Raw genomic sequence first — 19,751 nt, 5'->3', positions numbered from 1 at the left:
GGGTATGCAGCAGCTGATTGTTATCGGAAACGGTATGGCGGGGATGCGCATGGTGGAAACCCTGTTGCAGCGTGCGCCAGGACGTTATGCGATTACCGTCATTGGCCGCGAACCCGAGGGAAATTACAACCGGGTGCTGCTGTCGCCGGTGCTGGCGGGGGAGAAAACCTTCGCTGAAACCCTGATTCATTCCCCGCAATGGTATGCAGAGAACGGTATCAGGTTGCTGGCGGGGGAAGAGGCCGAGTCGGTGGACATCGACGCCCGACTGCTGCACACCGACCAGCGCACCCTGAGCTGGGACAAGCTGGTATTTGCCTGTGGATCGCAGCCACGGATGCCGTCACTGCCAGGCATCGGACAGCCCCATGTGCTGGGATTCCGCACCTTACGCGATGTGGAAAAAATGCAGGCTGAGGCGGGACCGGTGGTGGTGCTGGGCGGTGGCTTGGTTGGTGTTGAGGCGGCAGCGGCACTCTGCCTGCAGGGGCGCGCAGTCACTTTGCTGCACCATCGTCCCTGGCTGCTGGATCGTCAGCTGGATGCCCACGCCGGGGCACTGTTGCAGCAACATCTGACCGCGCGTGGTATCGACTGCCGTCTCGGGGTGTCGTTGCAGCAGGTGGGATCGCAGCAGGTGACGCTCACCGATGGCAGCCAGATCGCCGCACAGCAGGTGGTGATTGCCATCGGCGTCATTCCGGAGATTGCGCTGGCGCAGGCGGCGGGCGTGCCTTGTCAACGCGGCATTCTGGTGAATCGCCAGTTGCATACCGCGATCCCCGGTATCTATGCCCTGGGTGAATGCTGCGAGATTGACGGGGAAACCTTCGGCCTGGTCGCACCCTGTCTGGCACAGGCGGCGGTGCTGGCCGGAAGCCTGGCAGGGGAGCCGGTGGATGATTTTTATTACCAGGAGAGCGGCACCCGGCTCAAGGTCAGCGGCATCGAGATGTTCAGTGCCGGAGACATGAGTGAAGCCCCTTCGCTGACCAGCTTCGACCCGCTAGCGGGACACTACCAGCGGCTGTTCCTGCGTGATGGCGTGCTTTCAGGCGTGCTGTTGTTTGGTGACAGCAGTCCGGCAGCAACGTTACTCACCCGATTACAACGGACCGAACGCGTTGATATCAATGCGCTGTTTGGCCTGGACAACAATACGACGCAGCCAGTGGCTGCAGGAAGCACAATGATGAGCAAACCCATTCTCGCAGTCGTGGGCCACGGTATGGTTGGCCACCATTTTCTTGAGCAACTGGTCAGCCGCGAGCTGCATCAGCAATATCATATTGTGGTGTACGGCGACGAGCCGCAGATGGCTTACGATCGCGTGCATCTGACCGAGTATTTCACGGGCAAAAGTGCTGACGACCTGTCACTGGTAAGTGACAACTTTTTCCAGCAGCACGGCATTGAGTTGCGTAGCGGTTGCGAAGTTAATGCGATTGACCCGCAGCGCCGCAGCCTGCGCGACAGCCAGGGGAACGAACTGGCGTGGGACAAACTGGTGCTGGCGACCGGCTCAGTGCCGTTTGTGCCACCGGTGCCAGGCCATGACCTGTCGCGTTGCTTTGTCTATCGTACGCTGGCGGATCTCGATGCTATCGCCGCCTGTGCGCGTGGAGCGCAACGCGGGGTGGTGATTGGTGGCGGTTTGCTGGGGCTGGAGGCGGCTAATGCCCTGAAGCAACTGGGACTGGAAACCCACGTAGTTGAGTTTGCCCCACGCCTGATGGCCGTGCAGCTGGATGACGGTGGCGCGCAAATGCTGCGTGGCAAAATCAGCGCCCTCGGGGTGCAGGTGCACACCAGCAAGGCGACGGAAGCGATTGAGAGCCAGCCGGACGGCAGCGTGCAACTGCGTTTCGCCGATGGCAGCCTGCTGGATAGCGACCTGGTGGTGTTTTCCGCCGGGATCCGCCCGCGCGATGCGCTGGCGGGTGCGGCGGGCATTACCCTCGGTGAACGTGGCGGCATCGTCATTGATGATGGCTGTGCGACCAGCGTGCGCGATGTGTATGCCATCGGGGAATGCGCCCTGTGGCACGGACAAATTTTTGGTCTGGTGGCACCCGGTTACCAGATGGCGCGGGTGCTGGCCGGACGACTGGCTCAGGAAGAGACGGCCTTCAGCGGCGCGGACATGAGCACCAAACTTAAGCTGCTGGGGGTGGAAGTCGCATCATTTGGCGACGCTCATGGTCGTACTCCGGCCAGCCAGAACTATCAATGGATCGATAACCCGAAAGGCATCTACAAAAAGCTGGTGGTGTCTGAGGATGGCAAAACCCTGCTGGGTGGCGTGCTGGTGGGAGACAGCAGCGATTACGCCAGCCTGCTGCAAATGATGCTGAACAAAATGGCGCTGCCGGAAGCGCCTGAAAGCCTGATTCTGCCGCAACTGGCGGGGTCGCCGGCCAAAGCACTTGGCGTTGCCGCGTTGCCGGACAGCGCGCAGATTTGCTCCTGCCACAATGTCAGCAAAGGCGACATCTGTACTGCGGTGCAAAGCGGCTGCGGTGATATGGCGACGTTGAAAAGCTGCACCAAAGCGGCCACCGGTTGTGGGGGCTGCAGCGCGCTGGTGAAGCAGGTGATGGAGCATCAGCTCGCCAGTCTCGGCGTTGAAGTGAAGAAGGACATTTGCGAGCACTTTGCCTGGTCACGCCAGGAGCTGTATCACCTGATCCGCGTGGGTGAGATCACCACGTTTGATGAGTTGCTGGCCCAGTATGGTCGTGGTCATGGCTGCGAAATCTGCAAGCCGTTGGTGGGGTCACTGCTGGCCTCCTGCTGGAATGATTATCTGCTTAAGCCCGCGCATCTGCCGTTGCAGGACACCAACGATCGCTACTTCGCTAACATCCAGAAAGACGGCACCTACTCGGTGGTACCGCGCGTACCCGGTGGTGAAATCACTCCGCAGGGCCTGATTGCGATTGGTGAAGTGGCGGCGCAGTACGACCTCTACACCAAAATTACCGGCGGACAACGTATCGACCTGTTTGGTGCGCGTCTCGATCAACTGCCCGCTATCTGGGAAGCGCTGATTGCCGCCGGATTCGAAACTGGCCATGCTTATGGCAAATCGCTGCGCACGGTTAAATCCTGCGTCGGATCGAGCTGGTGCCGCTACGGCGTGCAGGATTCTACCGCCTTTGCCATCGCGCTGGAGCATCGCTACAAAGGCCTGCGAGCGCCGCACAAAATTAAAATGGCGGTATCCGGCTGTACGCGCGAATGTGCGGAAGCACAGAGCAAAGATATTGGCGTAATCGCCACCGATAAAGGCTGGAACCTGTATGTGTGCGGCAATGGCGGTATGAAGCCACGCCATGCTGATCTGTTTGCCAGCGACCTGGATGACGACACCTTGATCCGTTATGTCGATCGCATTCTGATGTTCTATGTCCGCACTGCCGATCGTTTGCAACGTACCAGCGTATGGATGGACAACATGGAAGGCGGGCTGGCGTATCTGCGTGAGGTGGTGATTGACGATGCGCTCGGCATCGGTGCCACACTGGAGCAGGAGATGCAGAGGGTGGTGGATCGTTATCAGTGCGAATGGCACACCACGCTGACCGACCCGTCGCGCCGTGCGTTGTTCAGTGCCACCATCAACAGCGAGCAGCCGGACGAAACCCTGCATTACAGTGAAGTACGTGGCCAGCGTCAGCCGGCGGATAACCTCAGTATCCCGGTCCTGACCCTGCCAGCGGAACCGTGGCACGCCATCTGTGATGAGGCGGCGATACCGCCTGCGGCAGGTGTCGGGGCGCGGCTAGGTCAGCAGCGTGTGGCCTTGTTCCGCTTCGGTAGTGCCATTTATGCGCTGGAGGATATTGAACCGGGTACTCAGGCCAGCGTGTTGTCACGCGGCATTCTCGGTGATGTGGCCGGGGAGCCTGTGGTGATCTCGCCATTGTATAAGCAGCGGATACGCCTGCGTGATGGGCAAAGTCTCGACGACCCCCAGCTGCAATTACGTTGCTGGCCAGTGCGGGTTGAGGGTGGCAAAGTCTGGTTGGGTAATCAGCCGCTGCTGGCCCTGGCGGCAGCATCATGAAAACCACCTGTCCCTACTGTGGCGTGGGTTGTGGCGTCGAGATCCATGCTCCTGATGCCCCGGTCAGTGGCGACCGCCAGCATCCCGCCAACTTTGGCCGCCTGTGCGTCAAGGGGTCTGCGCTGGGGGAAACCCTCGGGCAGGAGGGTCGTTTGCTGTGGCCGCAGGTAAAAGGCCAGCGTGCCAGCATGGGGCAGGCGCTGGATTATGTGGCCACAGGATTGCGTGACATCATCCGTCAGCATGGCCCACAGGCAGTGGCGTTTTATGCCTCCGGGCAACTGCTGACTGAAGATTATTATGTCGCCAATAAACTGATGAAAGGTTTTATTGGGGCCGCCAATATCGATACTAACTCGCGGCTGTGTATGGCCTCGGCAGTGGTGGGGTACAAACGGGCCTTTGGTGCCGATGCGGTGCCTTGCTGCTATGAAGATATTGAGCAGGCGGATCTGGTGATTCTGGTGGGGTCCAACGCCGCCTGGGCGCATCCGGTTGCCTGGCAGAGGCTGGTGCAGGCGAAGCAGCAGCGGCCCGGGATGAAGCTGGTGGTTATCGATCCGCGACGAACCGCCAGCTGCGATCTGGCCGACCTGCACCTGGCCCTGCGTCCCGGCAGCGATAGCGCCTTATTTGCCGGATTACTTAACTGGCTAAGCAGCGAGGGTGGCATCGATAGCAGCATGTTGCCGCACCTCGACCATGTCGAAGCGACGCAGGCGGCCTGTACTGACTGGGATCTGGCCGCCGTTGCCCATGCCTGCCAGCTGGATCAGGCCAGCATCCTTGCTTTCTGGCAGCTGTTCACCGCGCATCCCCGCGTGCTGACGTTATGGTGCATGGGGATCAACCAGTCGCAGACCGGCAGCGACAATAATAACGCCATCCTTAACGTGCATCTGCTGAGCGGCAAAATTGGCCGCGCTGGCTGCGGGCCTTTCTCGCTCACCGGCCAGCCCAATGCCATGGGCGGGCGCGAAGTTGGCGGCCTGGCCAATCAACTGGCCGCGCATATGGGGTTTAGCGTGGAAGAGGTGGCTCGACTGGCTCGTTTCTGGCGCAGCGAGCGGGTAGCCTCTCAGCCCGGACTGAAGGCGGTGGAACTGTTCCAGGCGGTTGAGCGCGGTGAGGTAAAAGCGGTCTGGATTATGGGCACCAATCCGGCGGTGTCGATGCCGGAGGGAAATCGCGTGGCTGAAGCGCTGGCGCGTTGCCCGCTGGTGATTGTCTCGGAGGTGAGTGCGGCCACGGATACCAGCGCTTATGCCGACGTGCTGCTGCCCGCCCAGGGGTGGGGGGAAAAGAATGGCACCGTGACCAATTCGGAACGCCGCATTTCGCGGCAACGCAGTTTTGTTGCGCCCGCCGGGGAAGCAAAGCCGGACTGGTGGTTGCTGGCTCAGGTGGCTCAGCGTCTCGGTTATGAGGACGCTTTTGGCTGGCAGCATCCCCATGAAATCTTTATTGAACATGCAGCACTGTCTGGCTTTGAAAATCAGGGACGTCGTGCGTTTGATATCAGCGCCCTGGCAGAGCTCAGTCGTGAACAGTATGACCAGTTGCAGCCAGTGCAGTGGCCGGTTAATCCGGCTGCCCCGGCTGGTACTTCGCGGCTGTTCAGCGATCGCCGCTTCTTTCATCGAGATGGTAAAGCCCGTCTGCTGCCGGTAGCCATTCCGTTATCTACCCCATCGTCCGAACACTATCCGTTGCTGATGAACACCGGGCGTATTCGCGATCAGTGGCACACCATGACGCGTACCGGAGCGGTGCCGCGGCTGATGCAGCATTACGACGAACCTTTTATCTTGCTGCATCCCCATGACGCGGCGACACATGGCCTGAGTCAGGGCGATCTGACGCGGGTGCAATCACAACTTGGCTGGTGGTGTGGCCGGGTGATTATCGATAACGGCCTGACGCGTGGACAGCTGTTTATCCCGATGCACTGGACGCGTCAGTTCAGCGCCCAGGCGAATGTCGATGGGCTGGTGGCGGCGCGTTGTTGTCCGGATTCCGGGCAACCAGCTCTCAAGCAAACTGCCGTGCGTCTGCAACCGCTGCGTCCGCAGTGGCAGGGCTGGTTGTGGCAGCGCGAGCAGGTGGCTCCTCAGCATGTGGATTATTGGTCACGCGCGCCGCAGCCGGGTGTACAGCGTTATGTACTGGCCGGGCAGGGAGCACCCGCCGATTGGTTACAGCAGCAGCCCGGTGCAACTGAGCTGCAATGGCAGCAAGCCCGTGCAGGTCAGCAGTTGCATCTGTTGGGCTGGCATAATGGTCAGCTGGAGCGGGCATTCTATGCCGCTCCCTGGTTACCAGAGATTGACCATTCCTTTGTCGCGTTGGGATTCAGCGAACATCCAGCAACGGCGCAACAACGTCATGCGCTACTTGGCGGACGGCCTGCGCAGGGGGAGAGCCAGGGACGGACTATTTGCAGCTGTTTTGGCGTCGGTGAAGTCGCCATCCGACGTGCCATTGAGCAGGGTTGCCACTCTCCGGCAGCGCTGGGCGCAACGCTTAAGTGCGGCACCAACTGTGGCTCCTGTATTCCGGAGCTGAAACAACTTATCAGCGCGCTTCAGGTAGCGCAGTAGCGGAGGCCATCATGACCCAGGCAATTGAGACACTGGATAAACTGTTTAACCCGCCGGGATTGGATGCGCCACAGGGTCAGGTATGGCTGGTGGGTGCCGGGCCGGGCGATGTGGAGTTATTGACGCTGAAAGCGCTGCGGATGATCAAAAGTGCGGATGTGGTGGTCTATGATCGGCTGGTCAGTGATGATGTCATGGCGGAAGTACCGGCTAGTACGCTGGCGATTGATGTCGGTAAAAAACCGGGCAGTCATGGGTTAAAACAGGCGCAGATCAATCAACTGCTGGTGGATCTGGCGCGTAGCGGGCGCAATGTGGTGCGTCTGAAGGGGGGCGATCCTTTTATTTTTGGTCGTGGTGGGGAAGAGATGGTTTTTCTCCAGCAGGCCGGAATTGGTTGTCAGGTGGTGCCAGGGATTACGGCCGCTGCAGGTTGTGCGGCAGCCAGCGGTATTCCACTGACCCATCGCGAATGCGCCCAGTCGCTGCGACTGATTACCGGGCACGGTAAAACCGGCGAGCCGCAGCTGGATGATCATAGCCTCGCCGCCACCAATCAGACGCTGGTGTTTTATATGGGGCTGAAATGGAGCGCCAGTATTAGCGTACAGTTGCAGGCGCAGGGGCGAGAACTGACCACGCCGGTTGCCATCATTGAGAATGGCACGCGACCAGAGCAACGGGTACTCATCACCACCCTGGAGCAGCTTAGCGAGACAGTAGCCCGCGAGCAGCCGCAATCACCCGCGTTGTTGCTGGTGGGTGAAGTGGTGCGCTTTTATCGCGCGACCAGCGTCGCAAACGCGGCACATTGCGCTATGGTGTAGCCGCGCGATTTATCACGCCATTTTCTGCGATGCCCTGTCCTGAAAGGGCATCGTTTTGAAATGACTCTTTGCTGATACTTTCCTGAACACCCCGCGATATCATCAGTGCAGGCGGTAATTTCCCTTATGGCTAAATAAGCTGACATTTTCCCCCCTTAATCCACGCTTTAGCGTCCGCGCCTTTTGGCATCCTATGCTCAGAATTCCAGTCAGCAGAGGTATGTCGTGGCTGAAGACAGTAGCGATGAGGACAAAACAGAATCGCCCACAGCGCACCGACTAGAAAAAGCGCGTGAGGATGGGCAGATTCCGCGTTCGCGCGAGCTGACGTCATTACTGATGATGTTATCCGGCATTATGATTTTATGGCTGGGTGGCACCAGCATGGCGCGACGGCTGGCGGCGATGGTGGCGACCGGTTTTCGTTTTGATCATGGCATGGTCACTGATGACAAGGTGATCGTGGCGCATATCAGTACCCTGATTGGCCAGGCGGTGCTGGCGGTGCTGCCGCTGATGGCCGGTTTAGTGCTGGTGGCGATGGCTGCACCTATGCTGCTGGGCGGTATCGTCATCAGCGGTAAATCTCTCAGCCTCGATTTAACCAAACTTAACCCGTTAAGTGGTCTGAAACGTATGGTTTCAGGACAAACCTGGGCTGAGCTGCTGAAAGCCATCCTCAAGGCGGTGTTGGTGGGGGCGGTAGCTGGTTGGTATGTCTGGTCACATTGGCCGGAGATGCTGCGTTTAATCAGTGAATCCCCCATGAACGCGCTGGAACATGGCATGAACATGATCGCCGTGTGCTGTTTGCTGGTGATGCTGGGTTTGATTCCGATGGTCGGCTTCGATGTGTTTTGGCAGTTGTACAGCTACTTCAAAAAATTACGCATGTCACGCCAGGATATCCGCGACGAATTCAAACAGCAGGAGGGCGATCCTCATGTTAAAGGGCGAATTCGTCAGGCGATGCGCGCCGCTGCCCGACGCCGCATGATGGCTGACGTACCCAAGGCCGATGTGATCGTCACCAACCCGACGCATTACTCGGTTGCGCTGCAATATAACGAGAAAAAGATGAGTGCGCCGAAGGTGATCGCCAAAGGTGCCGGAGACGTGGCGCTGAAAATTCGCGAACTGGGCAAAGAACATCGCGTACCCATTCTTGAAGCACCGCCGCTGGCGCGTGCGCTATATCGTCATACCGAAATTGGTCAGTTCATTCCGGGGGCACTTTATGCGGCGGTGGCCGAAGTGCTGGCGTGGGTCTGGCAGCTGAGACGCTGGAAGCGTGAAGGCGGCATGATACCGAAGAAACCTAATAATCTGTCGGTCCCGGCAGAGATGGACATTCCAGGAGAGAACAGAAACGATGGCTAATCTGGCCGAAAAGCTGCGGCTACCGGGCAACTTCAAAGACACACAATGGCAGGTACTGGCTGGTCCGGTACTGATCATGATGATCCTGTCGATGATGGTGCTGCCGTTACCCGCGTTCATCCTTGACCTGCTGTTTACCTTTAACATTGCGCTGTCGATCATGGTTTTGCTGGTGGCGATGTTCACCCAGCGCACGCTGGATTTCGCGGCATTTCCTACCATTCTGCTGTTCTCCACGTTGCTGCGTCTGGCGCTTAACGTCGCCTCGACACGTATCATCCTGCTGGATGGTCATACCGGTGCCGCAGCGGCAGGACGCGTGGTGGAAGCCTTCGGCCACTTTCTGGTCGGTGGTAACTTCGCGATTGGCATCGTGGTGTTCATCATTCTGGTCATCATCAACTTTATGGTTATCACCAAGGGTGCTGGCCGTATTGCTGAGGTGGGAGCGCGCTTTGTCCTTGATGGGATGCCCGGCAAACAGATGGCGATTGACGCCGACCTGAACGCCGGTTTGATCGGCGAAGAGGAAGCCAAACGCCGTCGCTCAGAGGTGACCCAGGAAGCTGACTTCTACGGTTCGATGGACGGTGCCAGTAAGTTTGTACGCGGCGATGCCATCGCCGGGATCATGATCATGGTGATAAACGTGATCGGTGGCCTGCTGGTGGGTGTAGTTCAGCACGGTCTGGATCTGGGGCACGCAGCCGAAACCTATACGCTGCTGACCATCGGTGATGGTCTGGTGGCGCAGATCCCGGCACTGGTCATCTCGACTGCTGCTGGTGTTATTGTGACGCGCGTCAGTACTGACCAGGACGTTGGCGAGCAGATGGTGGGCCAGCTGTTTAACAATCCGCGCGTACTGATGTTAAGTGGTGGGGTGATTGGTTTGCTAGGCCTGGTGCCAGGAATGCCTAACTTTGTATTCCTGCTGTTCACCGCTGGGCTATTGGGTCTGGCCTGGTGGTTGCGTGGCCGTCAAATGCAGCCGAAGAAACAACCGGAAGCGTCCAGCGTGGTGAAAAGTCAGGAGACACCTGCCACGGTTGAAGCCTCATGGACAGACGTCCAACTGGAAGATTCACTCGGTATGGAAGTCGGGTATCGCCTGATTCCGATGGTCGATCATTTGCAAAATGGTGAACTGCTGGGGCGTATCCGCAGTATCCGTAAAAAAGTGGCGCAGGAGGTGGGCTTTCTGCCGCCTGTGGTACATATTCGCGACAACATGGAACTGCCGCCCGCACGTTACCGCATTCTGATGAAAGGGGTGGAAATTGGCAGCGGCGATGCCTATCCGGGACGCTGGATGGCGATTAACCCTGGTACCGCAGCCGGCACCCTGCCGGGTGAGGCGACTGTCGACCCAGCCTTCGGCCTGGCGGCTATCTGGATCGACAGTGCGTTGAAAGAGCAGGCACAAATTCAGGGCTTCACCGTGGTGGAAGCCAGTACCGTGGTCGCAACGCACCTCAATCATCTGATTGGACAATACGCCAGCGAGTTGTTTGGTCGTCAGGAAGCCCAGCAGCTGCTGGATCGTGTGACGCAGGAAATGCCGAAACTCACCGAAGATTTGGTGCCGGGCGTGATCACCCTGACCACGTTGCATAAGGTCTTGCAGAACCTGTTGACGGAGAGAGTGTCGATTCGTGATATGCGCACCATTATCGAAACGCTGGCCGAACATGCACCGGTACAGACCGATCCGCAGGAGCTGACCAGTGTGGTTCGCGTGGCGCTGGGTCGTGCCATCACCCAGCAGTGGTTCCCTGGCAACGGGGAAGTGCAGGTGATCGGTCTGGATGCCACGCTGGAACGTCTGTTGTTACAGGCGTTACAGGGCGGCGGCGGTCTGGAACCGGGTCTCGCCGATCGCTTGTTGCATCAGGCACAGGATGCGCTGCAACGTCAGGAAATGCTGGGTGCGCCGCCGGTGCTGCTGGTTAACCATCCACTGCGCGCATTGCTGGCACGCTTCCTGCGGCGCAATCTGCCGCAGCTGGTGGTGTTGTCTAATATGGAGCTGACGGATAACCGCCAGATTCGTATGACCGCCACCATCGGAGGTAAATAACATGCGTCGCGTCTGGCCGGGTCTGTTGCTGTTATTACCCCTGTGGGCAGTGGCGGCGGACGGTGCGTGGCATGCCAGCGCCAGCGGGCCGACTCTCGGGGCGCGCGGTAACTGGCTGGCTTCTCCGCCGCTGCGTGCCACAACAAAGGTGCAGGGAACGATTTCACAGGTGAGTTGGCGCTATCAGCTGAGCCGTCCGGCACCGTCCGGGCTGGTGGTGCGCCTTTGTGCCAGCCAGCGTTGTGTGCTGCTGGAGGGGGCGAGCGGGACGACGCGCGGTTTGGCGCACATCGCTGCTGATGAAACGTTGCACCTGGCTTTTGGATTTAACGGCCGGGGTGCGGTGCCGCCTGGCCTGCGCGTGGTGAGCAGTGAAGTTACCGTGAATTATCACTAGCCCATAAAAAAACCCGCCTTCTGGCGGGTTTTTCGTATTACATACGTTCGACAGTTTTAATGCCGAGGGTATCGAGACCCTGCTTCAGCGTTTTCGCTGTCAATGCCGCCAGTTGAAGACGGCTATTACGCACCTGCTCATCTTCCGCCGACAGGATCGGGCAGTGCTCGTAGAAGCCCGAGAACTGACCCGCCAGATCGTACAGATAAGCACACATCACATGTGGTGTCCCGTCACGAGCAACCTGAGTAATGACTTCTTCAAATTGCAGCAGACGCGTTGCCAGCTGGGCTTCACGCTCTTCAGTCAGTACGATCTCGCCTTGCAGGCCGTCGGCATCAATGCCGGCTTTACGGAACACCGACAGCACGCGGGTGTATGCATACTGCATGTAAGGCGCAGTATTGCCTTCAAAGGCCAGCATGTTGTCCCAGTCGAAGACGTAATCGGTGGTGCGGCTTTTTGACAGGTCGGCGTATTTCACCGCGCCGATGCCCACCACTTCCGCCAGATCCTGCAACTCCTGCGGTGTCATATCCGGGTTTTTCTCACTGACCAGCGCCAATGCACGTTCAACCGCTTCGTCCAGCAGGTCAGCCAGTTTGATGGTGCCGCCGGTACGGGTCTTGAATGGACGGCCATCTTTGCCCAGCATCATACCAAATGCGTGGTGCTCCAGCGGCACGCTCTCAGGCACGTAACCGGCTTTACGCACGATGGTCCATGCCTGTTGCAGATGCTGATGCTGGCGTGAATCGATGTAGTACAGCACGCGGTCAGCATGCAGGGTTTCGTAACGATATTTCGCACAGGCGATATCGGTGGTGGTGTAGAGATAGCCACCATCTTTCTTCTGCACAATCACCCCCATCGGTTCGCCTTCCTTGTTTTTGAATTCATCAAGGAACACCACGGTTGCGCCTTCACTGATCACCGCCAGACCTTTCTCTTTCAGGTCGGCAACGATGCCCGGCAGCATGTTGTTGTACAGGCTTTCACCCATCACATCTTTACGCGTCAGGGTAACATTCAAACGATCATAAACTTTCTGGTTCTGACTCATGGTGATGTCGACCAGCTTCTTCCACATGGTGCGGCAATATTCATCGCCACCCTGTAATTTCACCACATAGCCGCGCGCGATTTCGGCGAAAGCTTCGTCTTCGTCATAAGTGCGCTTGGCTTCGCGGTAGAAGGCTTCGAGGTCAGCCAGTGCGATATCTTCATGATGTTCGTTCTGCTGTTTTTCCAGGTAGGCAATCAACATACCGAACTGCGTACCCCAGTCACCGACGTGGTTGGCACGGATGACATGGTGGCCGAGAAACTCCAGCGTACGCACCGCAGCATCACCGATGATGGTGGAACGGACGTGACCTACGTGCATTTCTTTCGCCACGTTCGGTGCGGAATAGTCAATCACCACGGTTTCGGGTGCCACGCTGCTAACGCCAAGACGGGGTAATACCAGCGCCTGCGCCGCCTGCTCAGCCAGCCACTGGCGATCGAGGAAGATATTAATGAAGCCGGGACCGGCGATTTCGACTTTGCTGGCAATACCGTGCAGATCAAGATGCTGGATCACCTGCTCAGCCAGCTGACGCGGTGCCTGACCGAGCTTTTTTGCCACCGCCATGATACCGTTCGCCTGGTAGTCGCCAAATTGCACCTTAGCGGACTGACGAACCTGGGGTTCGCAATCGGCAGGCGCACCTGCCGCGATCATTGCCTGACTGACTTTGTCGGAAAGAAGAGCCTGAATATTCACCGCGTTACCTTCATATGCTGAAATGGCCCGCCTGCCATGAGCGAGCCGTTGTCGTCATCCCGCAGAGGCGTTCTCGGGCTGGCGGGACGGAAAAAATAAGAGGGGAAGTATACGTGAAATGATAGAGTGCGTCAGCAATCGGTTCAGAGCGAACAATAGCGGAAATTGCAGCGCCGGTTAACGGCGCCGTGTAAAGCGACGAGGATTTTTAACGCTTTTGTCTTCACGCACCTTCCAGTGGCGGGAAATTGCAAATCCCATCAATGCAATCAGGACCGCGACAACAATGAGCATAGACATAGGGCCATTCCTTTTATTTGAGTAGTCACAAATTTATAAGAAAGGATTTCAGGCTGCAATTGTTTGCAGGCTAAATAAGACTTATCTCATTGTATTAATTATGTTTATTAAAAACAGATGGTTAAGGTGCTTTCATAAAGTAACTTTTGGACCTGGGGTTGCGATTAATCCGAATTGAAAGGCAGTTTTATACGGTTTTACGGGCTTTTAGCGTGGAAATCAGATGATTCCGACAGTTATGCCTGAAGAAATTCAGATTCTGCAAGAGTCTGCATTGATTAAAATATCTAAACTAATCGTAAGGTGATTGACGCATGACGATGATTTTTCCTTCGGAACTGAAGGATTTGGAACAGGACCTGCTGCGCTTTGAACAGGCGTTACTCCAATTTGCTGAACGTTTGGGATTGCAGCTCGATCAACACGAAGCCGATCATGTGGCAGTTCGCTGCCATCAGTACGCTACGGCTGAGCGCTGGAAGCAGGGTTTGTTGCAAATCGGCAGCCAGTTCTCTGAAGCTATGATCAATGGTCGTCCGATTTGTTTGTTCAAACTGCATCAGCCCATGCAGCTGGCGGGATGGCAGGTTGAGGTGATTGAGTTGCCCTGGCCGGGTGAAAAACTCTATCGGCATGAAGGATGGGAACATGTGGAAATTGTGTTGCGTGGTGAGCCGGAAACGCTGGGCATGCGGGCGATGGCGCTGCTGGCCGATGAAGCGCTGATGCAACCGGGAATTTCGTTTAAAACCAGCACCCCGCAGGGCGAAAAGGAGCGTTTGCCCAATCCGACCCTGGCAGTGACGGATGGGCAAACCACCATTAAGTTTCATCCGTGGCGACTGGAAGAGATCGTCGCCAGCGAACAGGCTTAACGTCGGGTTGCCACCGTGCGTTGCAGACGTGCGACGGCTTCCTTCAGCGTGGCGCGGGTACAGCCAAAATTGAAACGAACAAAATTATCGTCGCCAAAATCGCGTCCTGGTGAGAGACCCAGCCCGTGCTGTTCAAACCACCGTGCCGGGCTGGCAACGGCAAGCTTGCTGGCATCGATCCAGCCCAGGTAAGTCGCTTCCGGGGATACCATGCTGAGCTCGGGCAGGGCATTAACCTGTTCCACCAGCCAGTCACGATTGGCGCGCAGATAATCAAGCTGTGCTGCCAGCCAGGCATCCCCCTCCCGCCAGGCTGCCTCTGCCGCGACCAGTGCCAGAATGTCCACCGCAGGCACAATCCCCTGACGCGTCTGATTAAAACGTTTACGTAATTCCGGGTTAGGGATGATCGCCATTGATGCGCCCAGCCCGGCAATGTTGAAGGTTTTCGATGGTGAAATCAGCGTGATGCTGCGCTGTGACGCGTCTTCACTGAGTGATGCAAAAGGAACGTGCTGCACGCCGGGGCTAAGGATCAGGTCGCAATGAATTTCATCAGAGCAGACGATCAAATCATATTGTTGCGCAAAGGCCAGCTGTGCCTGCAACTCGTCACGTCGATAAGCGGTACCGCCCGGATTTTGCGGATTGCACAGCATCAGCAAACGTTCATTACCCTGCATCTGTTCATTGACCACCGCCAGATTCATTAGCCAGCGCTGATTTTCTAAGTGCAGCGGCAAGTGGATTTGACGTCGATCCGCCAGTTTCGCCGCAGCGCGAAACGGGGGATAAATCGGGTCCGGAGCGACGGTGCTTTGCGCGGGGTCGGTAAATGCGCGGACCGAAAGATTCAGGCCACTGACGACTCCCGGCAATAATACAATCCATTCCGGCTGGATATGCCAGCCATAGCGCTGCGCCAGACGGGAAATCGTGATATCAATCAATCCGGTTGGCGTAGCGCCGTAACCAAAAACACCGTGCTCTGCCCGGTTTTTTATCGCAGTAATCACGCATTCCGGGGAGCGAAAATCGGTGTCGGCAACCCATAGTGGCAGTACATCCTGATCGCCATATTTGTGCCATTTCAAACTATCGCTGTGACGGCGGTCTATCCATTGGTCAAAATTGAATGCCATAGTTAGTTTTCCACGTAAACTGTCTTCATTGAGCAGACTAACTTAAGCAATCTTCCCGAGCCAGAAGTCATGTGAAAGGAGAAAAGTATGACGAAACTGGAAATATGCTGCTACGGCATCGACTGTGCAATGACTGCGCAGCTGTCCGGTGCTGACCGAGTGGAACTCTGTAGCGCACCCCGTGAAGGCGGGCTGACACCTTCTGCGGGCGTGCTGGAAGCGGCACGACGGCAGGTGACAATTCCGGTGCATCCGATTGTCCGGCCGCGCGGCGGTGATTTTTGTTATACCGCCCACGAGTTCGAAGTGATGAAATCGGATGTGGCGCTGATGCGTGAACTGGGTTTCCCTGGTCTGGTTATTGGCATGCTGGATGAAGATGCGCACGTGGATATCGCCCGTATGCGCCAGATTATGGCGTTGTGTGACGGCATGGCAGTGACCTTCCATCGCGCCTTTGACTTGTGCCATAGCCCAAAACGTGCGCTTGAGGTACTGAGTGATTTGGGTATTGCGCGCATTCTGACTTCGGGTCAGCAGCAAAGCGCGGAAACCGGAATTCCATTATTGCGGGAACTTAATGAGCAAAACGTGGGTCCAATCATTATGGCCGGGGCAGGGGTGCGTCTTAGCAACCTGCAGAAGTTTCTGGATGGTGGAATCCAGGAAGTTCATAGCTCGGCAAGCCGCTTAGTCGCCTCCCCGATGCGCTACCGCAAAGCTGGGGTGTCGATGTGTTCTGAAGCGGAAACCGATGAATTCAGTCGCTACTGTGTTGATGGTGATGTGGTGGAAGCCATGAAAAGCATGATGCAGATGAACACCGTCCGGGTAGCCTGAAATCACGCCAATTTTGCCGCGCAGCACGCCGAAAGCATGACGTGATGTTTGCAAGTACCAAACCCCAGTTTTTCTTGCTGGGGTTCTTTTTGTCTAAAATAAGCATTAACCTCAGTGAAACCTGGTTATACCACGCCGGTGTCCCCTTACTGCGCGTAGTATCAAATATGACGAATCATAAAAATATAAATCCGTCAACCCGCCAATATTAAACTCACATAATCTCCATATTGTCATTACCATGACGTGCAGAGAAAAGAACTTATTACAACTAAAAGCACGGATGATTTATCAACCACAACATTCGTGTGTCATCAATGTAGTACTTTTGGCTGGGGTAAATGGATATGACCATGATTTCACAGGAGAAACTCGTAACTCTGAATCGCATGCGAAACGGAACGGATTATAAGTTACGAGGTGATAAAGCGGTCGGTGTGGAAGTCAGACATGATAATGTACGAAGAAAACGTAAAGAGGTCACTTGCCGGAGCCTGGCACCATTGATGCGCGAAGGTTTAATTGATTTCGTTGTGGTAGTGAGTGATATGACACGCTATTACGAGGTCAGACTCACAGAAGAGGGTGAGAAGATAATAAGGAGTAAGCCACGATAATCTTATCCGGAATGGCATCCCGTCATCACTTTTAATGATGGATAAAGTATGAAACGTAGCGGCGTGATTTATCGCGCAATATCTTTTCGCGTCAATAATAACCCGCGCGCTAAATCGCACCGCTACGCGTCAGGAGTAGAATATGGTGCGTTATTGCCGTTTTAGCGACTGCTCGTAAATATCAATAGCGTTGGCGATGATGGCTGCCTGAGATATACCGGAATGACTCGCGAGCAACTCGATTCGATCGATGGTGTTCAGGGGGAGTTTATAGGTTTTGGGCTTCATACCACGCTTTTCATCGCTGCGTTTCTGAATGTCGCTGGCTGATTGAATCATGCTTAAACCCTCTGTAGAGTTAGGGATAGTAGGGTACGGCTGTTCTCATTAAGATTGCCTTAGGGATTATAAATGGGCGGCAGTGGGCTTAATCTCATGAATAGCCTCACTATAGTGGGTTAATCAGACTTGACTTTGTTCAGAAGAGTTTTTTTAGTTTTAAAATCTATGAAATCCTGCAATGGCAGAAGCTAACATTAAATAGCGGATATAAACCGGGGTTAAATATTTAAAGCAAACTTTAAATAAATCCTGGCGATTCGTCTTTTACTGTTGTGTGATGAGCCACCTTCCCCCTTTGTGATGATCTCCGCAAGCTGACCGTAGCGCATCATGAAAAAAGATGCTTACATTGAAAGTTAAGGCTATTCACGGATAACCATCATGAAATCCATCCCTTGTGCCGTTTTACTGCTGCTTTTTCCGCTCAGTGGCGCTGCGCTGGCTGTCAGCACCGTCTGTCCGCCGTTGAGCAAGAACATCACCAATAGCAACAACTGGATTATGCTGGGGGGGAATGCGAAAGGCGCTGTGCGCCAGGTGATTGCCGGTGAATTTGGTAAAGACGTTGATTCACAGAAACGTATTCTGGGGCAGTTTGATCCCTGTGGTGATTTGATGGTGGCGGACATTACTTATGATAAAAGCGAAAGTAATGTCGTGCTGAGCATGGAACAACATATTGCGCGTGTGCAGGGCGGCTGGGTGGCGGAGTATGCCTATCTGGTGAAAGTCCTGAAAGAGGGGAAAGAAGTGGTGGTGGATAACCGGCAGGGCACCATTAACTGGCAGATGGGGCAGCGGGGTAACATCATCAGTTCCTCTGACAAATTTACCAGTATGGGCAAAAACGGCTTCACCGATACCACTTACCGTTATGACAAACATTTCCGCGTAGAAAGAAGCGTCGCACGTGGCAGCGATGCGCTGACTAACGGTGAGAGTACCTACAACTGGAATCCACAGGGGCTGGTGATCAGCGCCATCAGCGCACGCAGCAAAGATACCTATACCTATGACAATCAGTGGCGTGAGTTACGTCTGAATGGCACGGCGACCACACCGGTCAGTACCATCCGATCGGTGGATGAATGTCAGTTGTGGGATGAGGTAGGAAATTGCACGCTCAGTTATTTGCACGAAACCGAAGTGTTTGAGAAAGGAACCATCGAGCGTCATCTCAGTTCGGCTTACAAATATCAGTATTGGGATAAACCCACTGAAGAGCAGTAGCGATGGCAACAGCGTAGCGGCGCAATCACTCAGGCCGCTACGCAGACTGGATTATTTAACGGTTTTACTGAACGCATCAACTGCCAGAATGGCATTGGCGATGTCTTCCGGTACCAGATGCGGATTCAGGTTCTTCAGCGTATCGCCTTCGCTATTTGCCAGCGCACCCACCCGCACCAGATTCTCCCAGGACTCATGCTCCAGATGCAGTTCTTTCAGGGTGGTCGGCATATTAATCGAACGATAGAAGCGGATGTAGCGCGCGATCTCTTCATCCGGACGCTGCTCCAGCACCATCTGTGTCAGGGTGCCATAAGCCACTTTTTCACCATGGGTCAGATGGTGGATATCCCCGTCGATAGCGGTAAAGCCATTGTGGATGGCATGTGCGCCAGCCAGACCGGCATTCTCAAAGCCAAGGCCGGAGAGCAGGGTATTGGCCTCTACGACAGCTTCAACCGCTGGTGTTACGCGTTTTTCGCTGACGGCGGTGTAAGCGCTGAATCCCCAGGTCAGCAGCGTTTCCTCACAGGCACGGGCGATCGCCAGTCCGGCGATGGTGGGATCGCCATTGACCATCGATTTGGCATGTGAACGTAACACCGCCTGTGCTTCTACCCAGGTAGCAAGACCATCGGCAATACCGGAGGCGAACAGCCGCACGGGCGCGCTGGCACAGACCGCGGTATCGACCAGTACCAAATCCGGGTTTTTGCTATAGAAGCGATAACTTTCAAACACGCCGCTGTCGGAGTAGATCACGGAAAGCGCGCTACATGGTGCATCGGTGGAGGCTACGGTGGGGACAATGGCGACCGGCAGTTTGAGTTCATCAGCCACGGCTTTCACCGTATCCAGCGTTTTACCGCCACCGAGGCCGACAATCACATCACTGCCGGTAGATTTCGCCAGTTGTGCCAGGCGGTTGATCTCATTGCTGGAGGCTTCGCCATTAAACGGTTGACGACTGAATTCGATGCTGGTGGCCTTTAAAGCCTGCTGTGTCCGCTCGCCAATCAGCTGCCAGACGATGTCGTCGGCCACCAGAAAAGCGTGTTTACCCAGCTCTGCGATAGAGGATCCCAGTTCATCCAGCACGCCAGCGCCCTGCACATATTTCCGTGGTGAAGAGAAAATAAACTTACTCATAGCCATAACTCCTTTGGGTGAGAAAAGAGACTGGCACCAAACTGACATAGAAAAATGACGGTAATTTAACCATTGGTGGCAAGTTGAGAATTATTCTCAGTTAATCACGGGAGGTAACTATCGTCTTCCCCTGGT

At 55.9% G+C, this 19,751-nt stretch carries 14 protein-coding genes; 9 read left to right on the top strand and 5 right to left on the bottom strand.

From position 1 onward, the window contains the following. Window positions 1-4 precede the first annotated feature (4 nt). The 6 genes from nirB (at window position 5) to PW844_RS11250 (ending at window position 11,353) form a co-directional block, all read left to right on the top strand. Window positions 5-4,069 carry a nitrite reductase large subunit NirB gene (nirB, locus tag PW844_RS11275; protein ID WP_299451622.1) on the top strand — a complete coding sequence of 1,355 codons (4,065 nt, stop codon included), beginning with the start codon at window positions 5-7 and terminating at the stop codon, window positions 4,067-4,069. After that, window positions 4,066-6,669, top strand: coding sequence for a nitrate reductase (locus PW844_RS11270; RefSeq protein ID WP_299451620.1), 2,604 nt, complete (start codon window positions 4,066-4,068; stop codon window positions 6,667-6,669). Before nirB ends, PW844_RS11270 begins: the two co-directional genes overlap by 4 nt. Window positions 6,670-6,680: 11 nt before the next feature. Beyond that, window positions 6,681-7,496, top strand: coding sequence for a uroporphyrinogen-III C-methyltransferase (gene cobA, locus PW844_RS11265; protein WP_299451619.1), 816 nt, complete (start codon window positions 6,681-6,683; stop codon window positions 7,494-7,496). 225 nt (window positions 7,497-7,721) lie between these two features. Continuing rightward, entirely contained in the window at window positions 7,722-8,876 is a 1,155-nt protein-coding gene (gene flhB / locus PW844_RS11260; protein ID WP_299451617.1) for a flagellar biosynthesis protein FlhB, read from the top strand. After that, on the top strand, window positions 8,869-10,956 hold the full coding sequence (flhA, locus tag PW844_RS11255; RefSeq protein WP_299451615.1) for a flagellar biosynthesis protein FlhA: 2,088 nt from the start codon (window positions 8,869-8,871) through the stop codon (window positions 10,954-10,956). Before flhB ends, flhA begins: the two co-directional genes overlap by 8 nt. 1 nt (window position 10,957) lies before the next feature. Continuing rightward, a complete protein-coding gene (locus PW844_RS11250; RefSeq protein ID WP_299451614.1) occupies window positions 10,958-11,353 on the top strand; it encodes a flagellar protein FlhE in 396 nt (131 codons plus the stop codon). A gap of 37 nt (window positions 11,354-11,390) precedes the next feature. On the opposite strand, the gene argS is transcribed toward PW844_RS11250, so the two are convergent. Next, window positions 11,391-13,121 (bottom strand): arginine--tRNA ligase, encoded by a 1,731-nt coding sequence (argS, locus tag PW844_RS11245; protein ID WP_299451612.1) that lies wholly within the window; start codon window positions 13,119-13,121, stop codon window positions 11,391-11,393. Between the two features lie 177 nt (window positions 13,122-13,298). Further along, complete coding sequence (locus PW844_RS11240; protein WP_299451610.1) at window positions 13,299-13,421, bottom strand: hypothetical protein; 123 nt, start codon at window positions 13,419-13,421, stop codon at window positions 13,299-13,301. A 314-nt stretch (window positions 13,422-13,735) separates the two neighbouring features. Between PW844_RS11240 and PW844_RS11235 the strand changes: the two genes are divergently transcribed. After that, on the top strand, window positions 13,736-14,296 hold the full coding sequence (locus PW844_RS11235; RefSeq protein ID WP_299451608.1) for a VOC family protein: 561 nt from the start codon (window positions 13,736-13,738) through the stop codon (window positions 14,294-14,296). On the opposite strand, the gene PW844_RS11230 is transcribed toward PW844_RS11235, so the two are convergent. Continuing rightward, window positions 14,293-15,438, bottom strand: a complete 1,146-nt coding sequence (locus PW844_RS11230) for a MalY/PatB family protein (RefSeq protein ID WP_299451606.1) — start codon at window positions 15,436-15,438, stop codon at window positions 14,293-14,295. The genes PW844_RS11235 and PW844_RS11230 overlap by 4 nt on opposite strands. Before the next feature lie 87 nt (window positions 15,439-15,525). Here PW844_RS11230 and cutC point away from each other — a divergent pair, with 87 nt between their 5' ends. After that, complete coding sequence (gene cutC, locus PW844_RS11225; RefSeq protein WP_299451605.1) at window positions 15,526-16,278, top strand: copper homeostasis protein CutC; 753 nt, start codon at window positions 15,526-15,528, stop codon at window positions 16,276-16,278. Window positions 16,279-17,045: 767 nt separating this feature from the next. On the opposite strand, the gene PW844_RS11220 is transcribed toward cutC, so the two are convergent. After that, a complete protein-coding gene (locus tag PW844_RS11220; RefSeq protein WP_084875423.1) occupies window positions 17,046-17,234 on the bottom strand; it encodes a ribbon-helix-helix protein, CopG family in 189 nt (62 codons plus the stop codon). Window positions 17,235-17,618: 384 nt separating this feature from the next. Here PW844_RS11220 and PW844_RS11215 point away from each other — a divergent pair, with 384 nt between their 5' ends. Next, window positions 17,619-18,467, top strand: a complete 849-nt coding sequence (locus tag PW844_RS11215; protein ID WP_084875420.1) for a hypothetical protein — start codon at window positions 17,619-17,621, stop codon at window positions 18,465-18,467. Between the two features lie 51 nt (window positions 18,468-18,518). Here PW844_RS11215 and PW844_RS11210 read toward each other — a convergent pair whose 3' ends face one another. Further along, complete coding sequence (locus PW844_RS11210) at window positions 18,519-19,616, bottom strand: glycerol dehydrogenase (RefSeq protein WP_299451602.1); 1,098 nt, start codon at window positions 19,614-19,616, stop codon at window positions 18,519-18,521. Window positions 19,617-19,751: the final 135 nt, after the last annotated feature.

Origin of the sequence: Pantoea sp., from assembly GCF_028283705.1 — a bacterium.
Lineage (GTDB): Bacteria > Pseudomonadota > Gammaproteobacteria > Enterobacterales > Enterobacteriaceae > Pantoea.
Note: the sequence above shows the minus strand (reverse complement) of the source record. Positions and strands in the feature narration are given on the sequence as shown.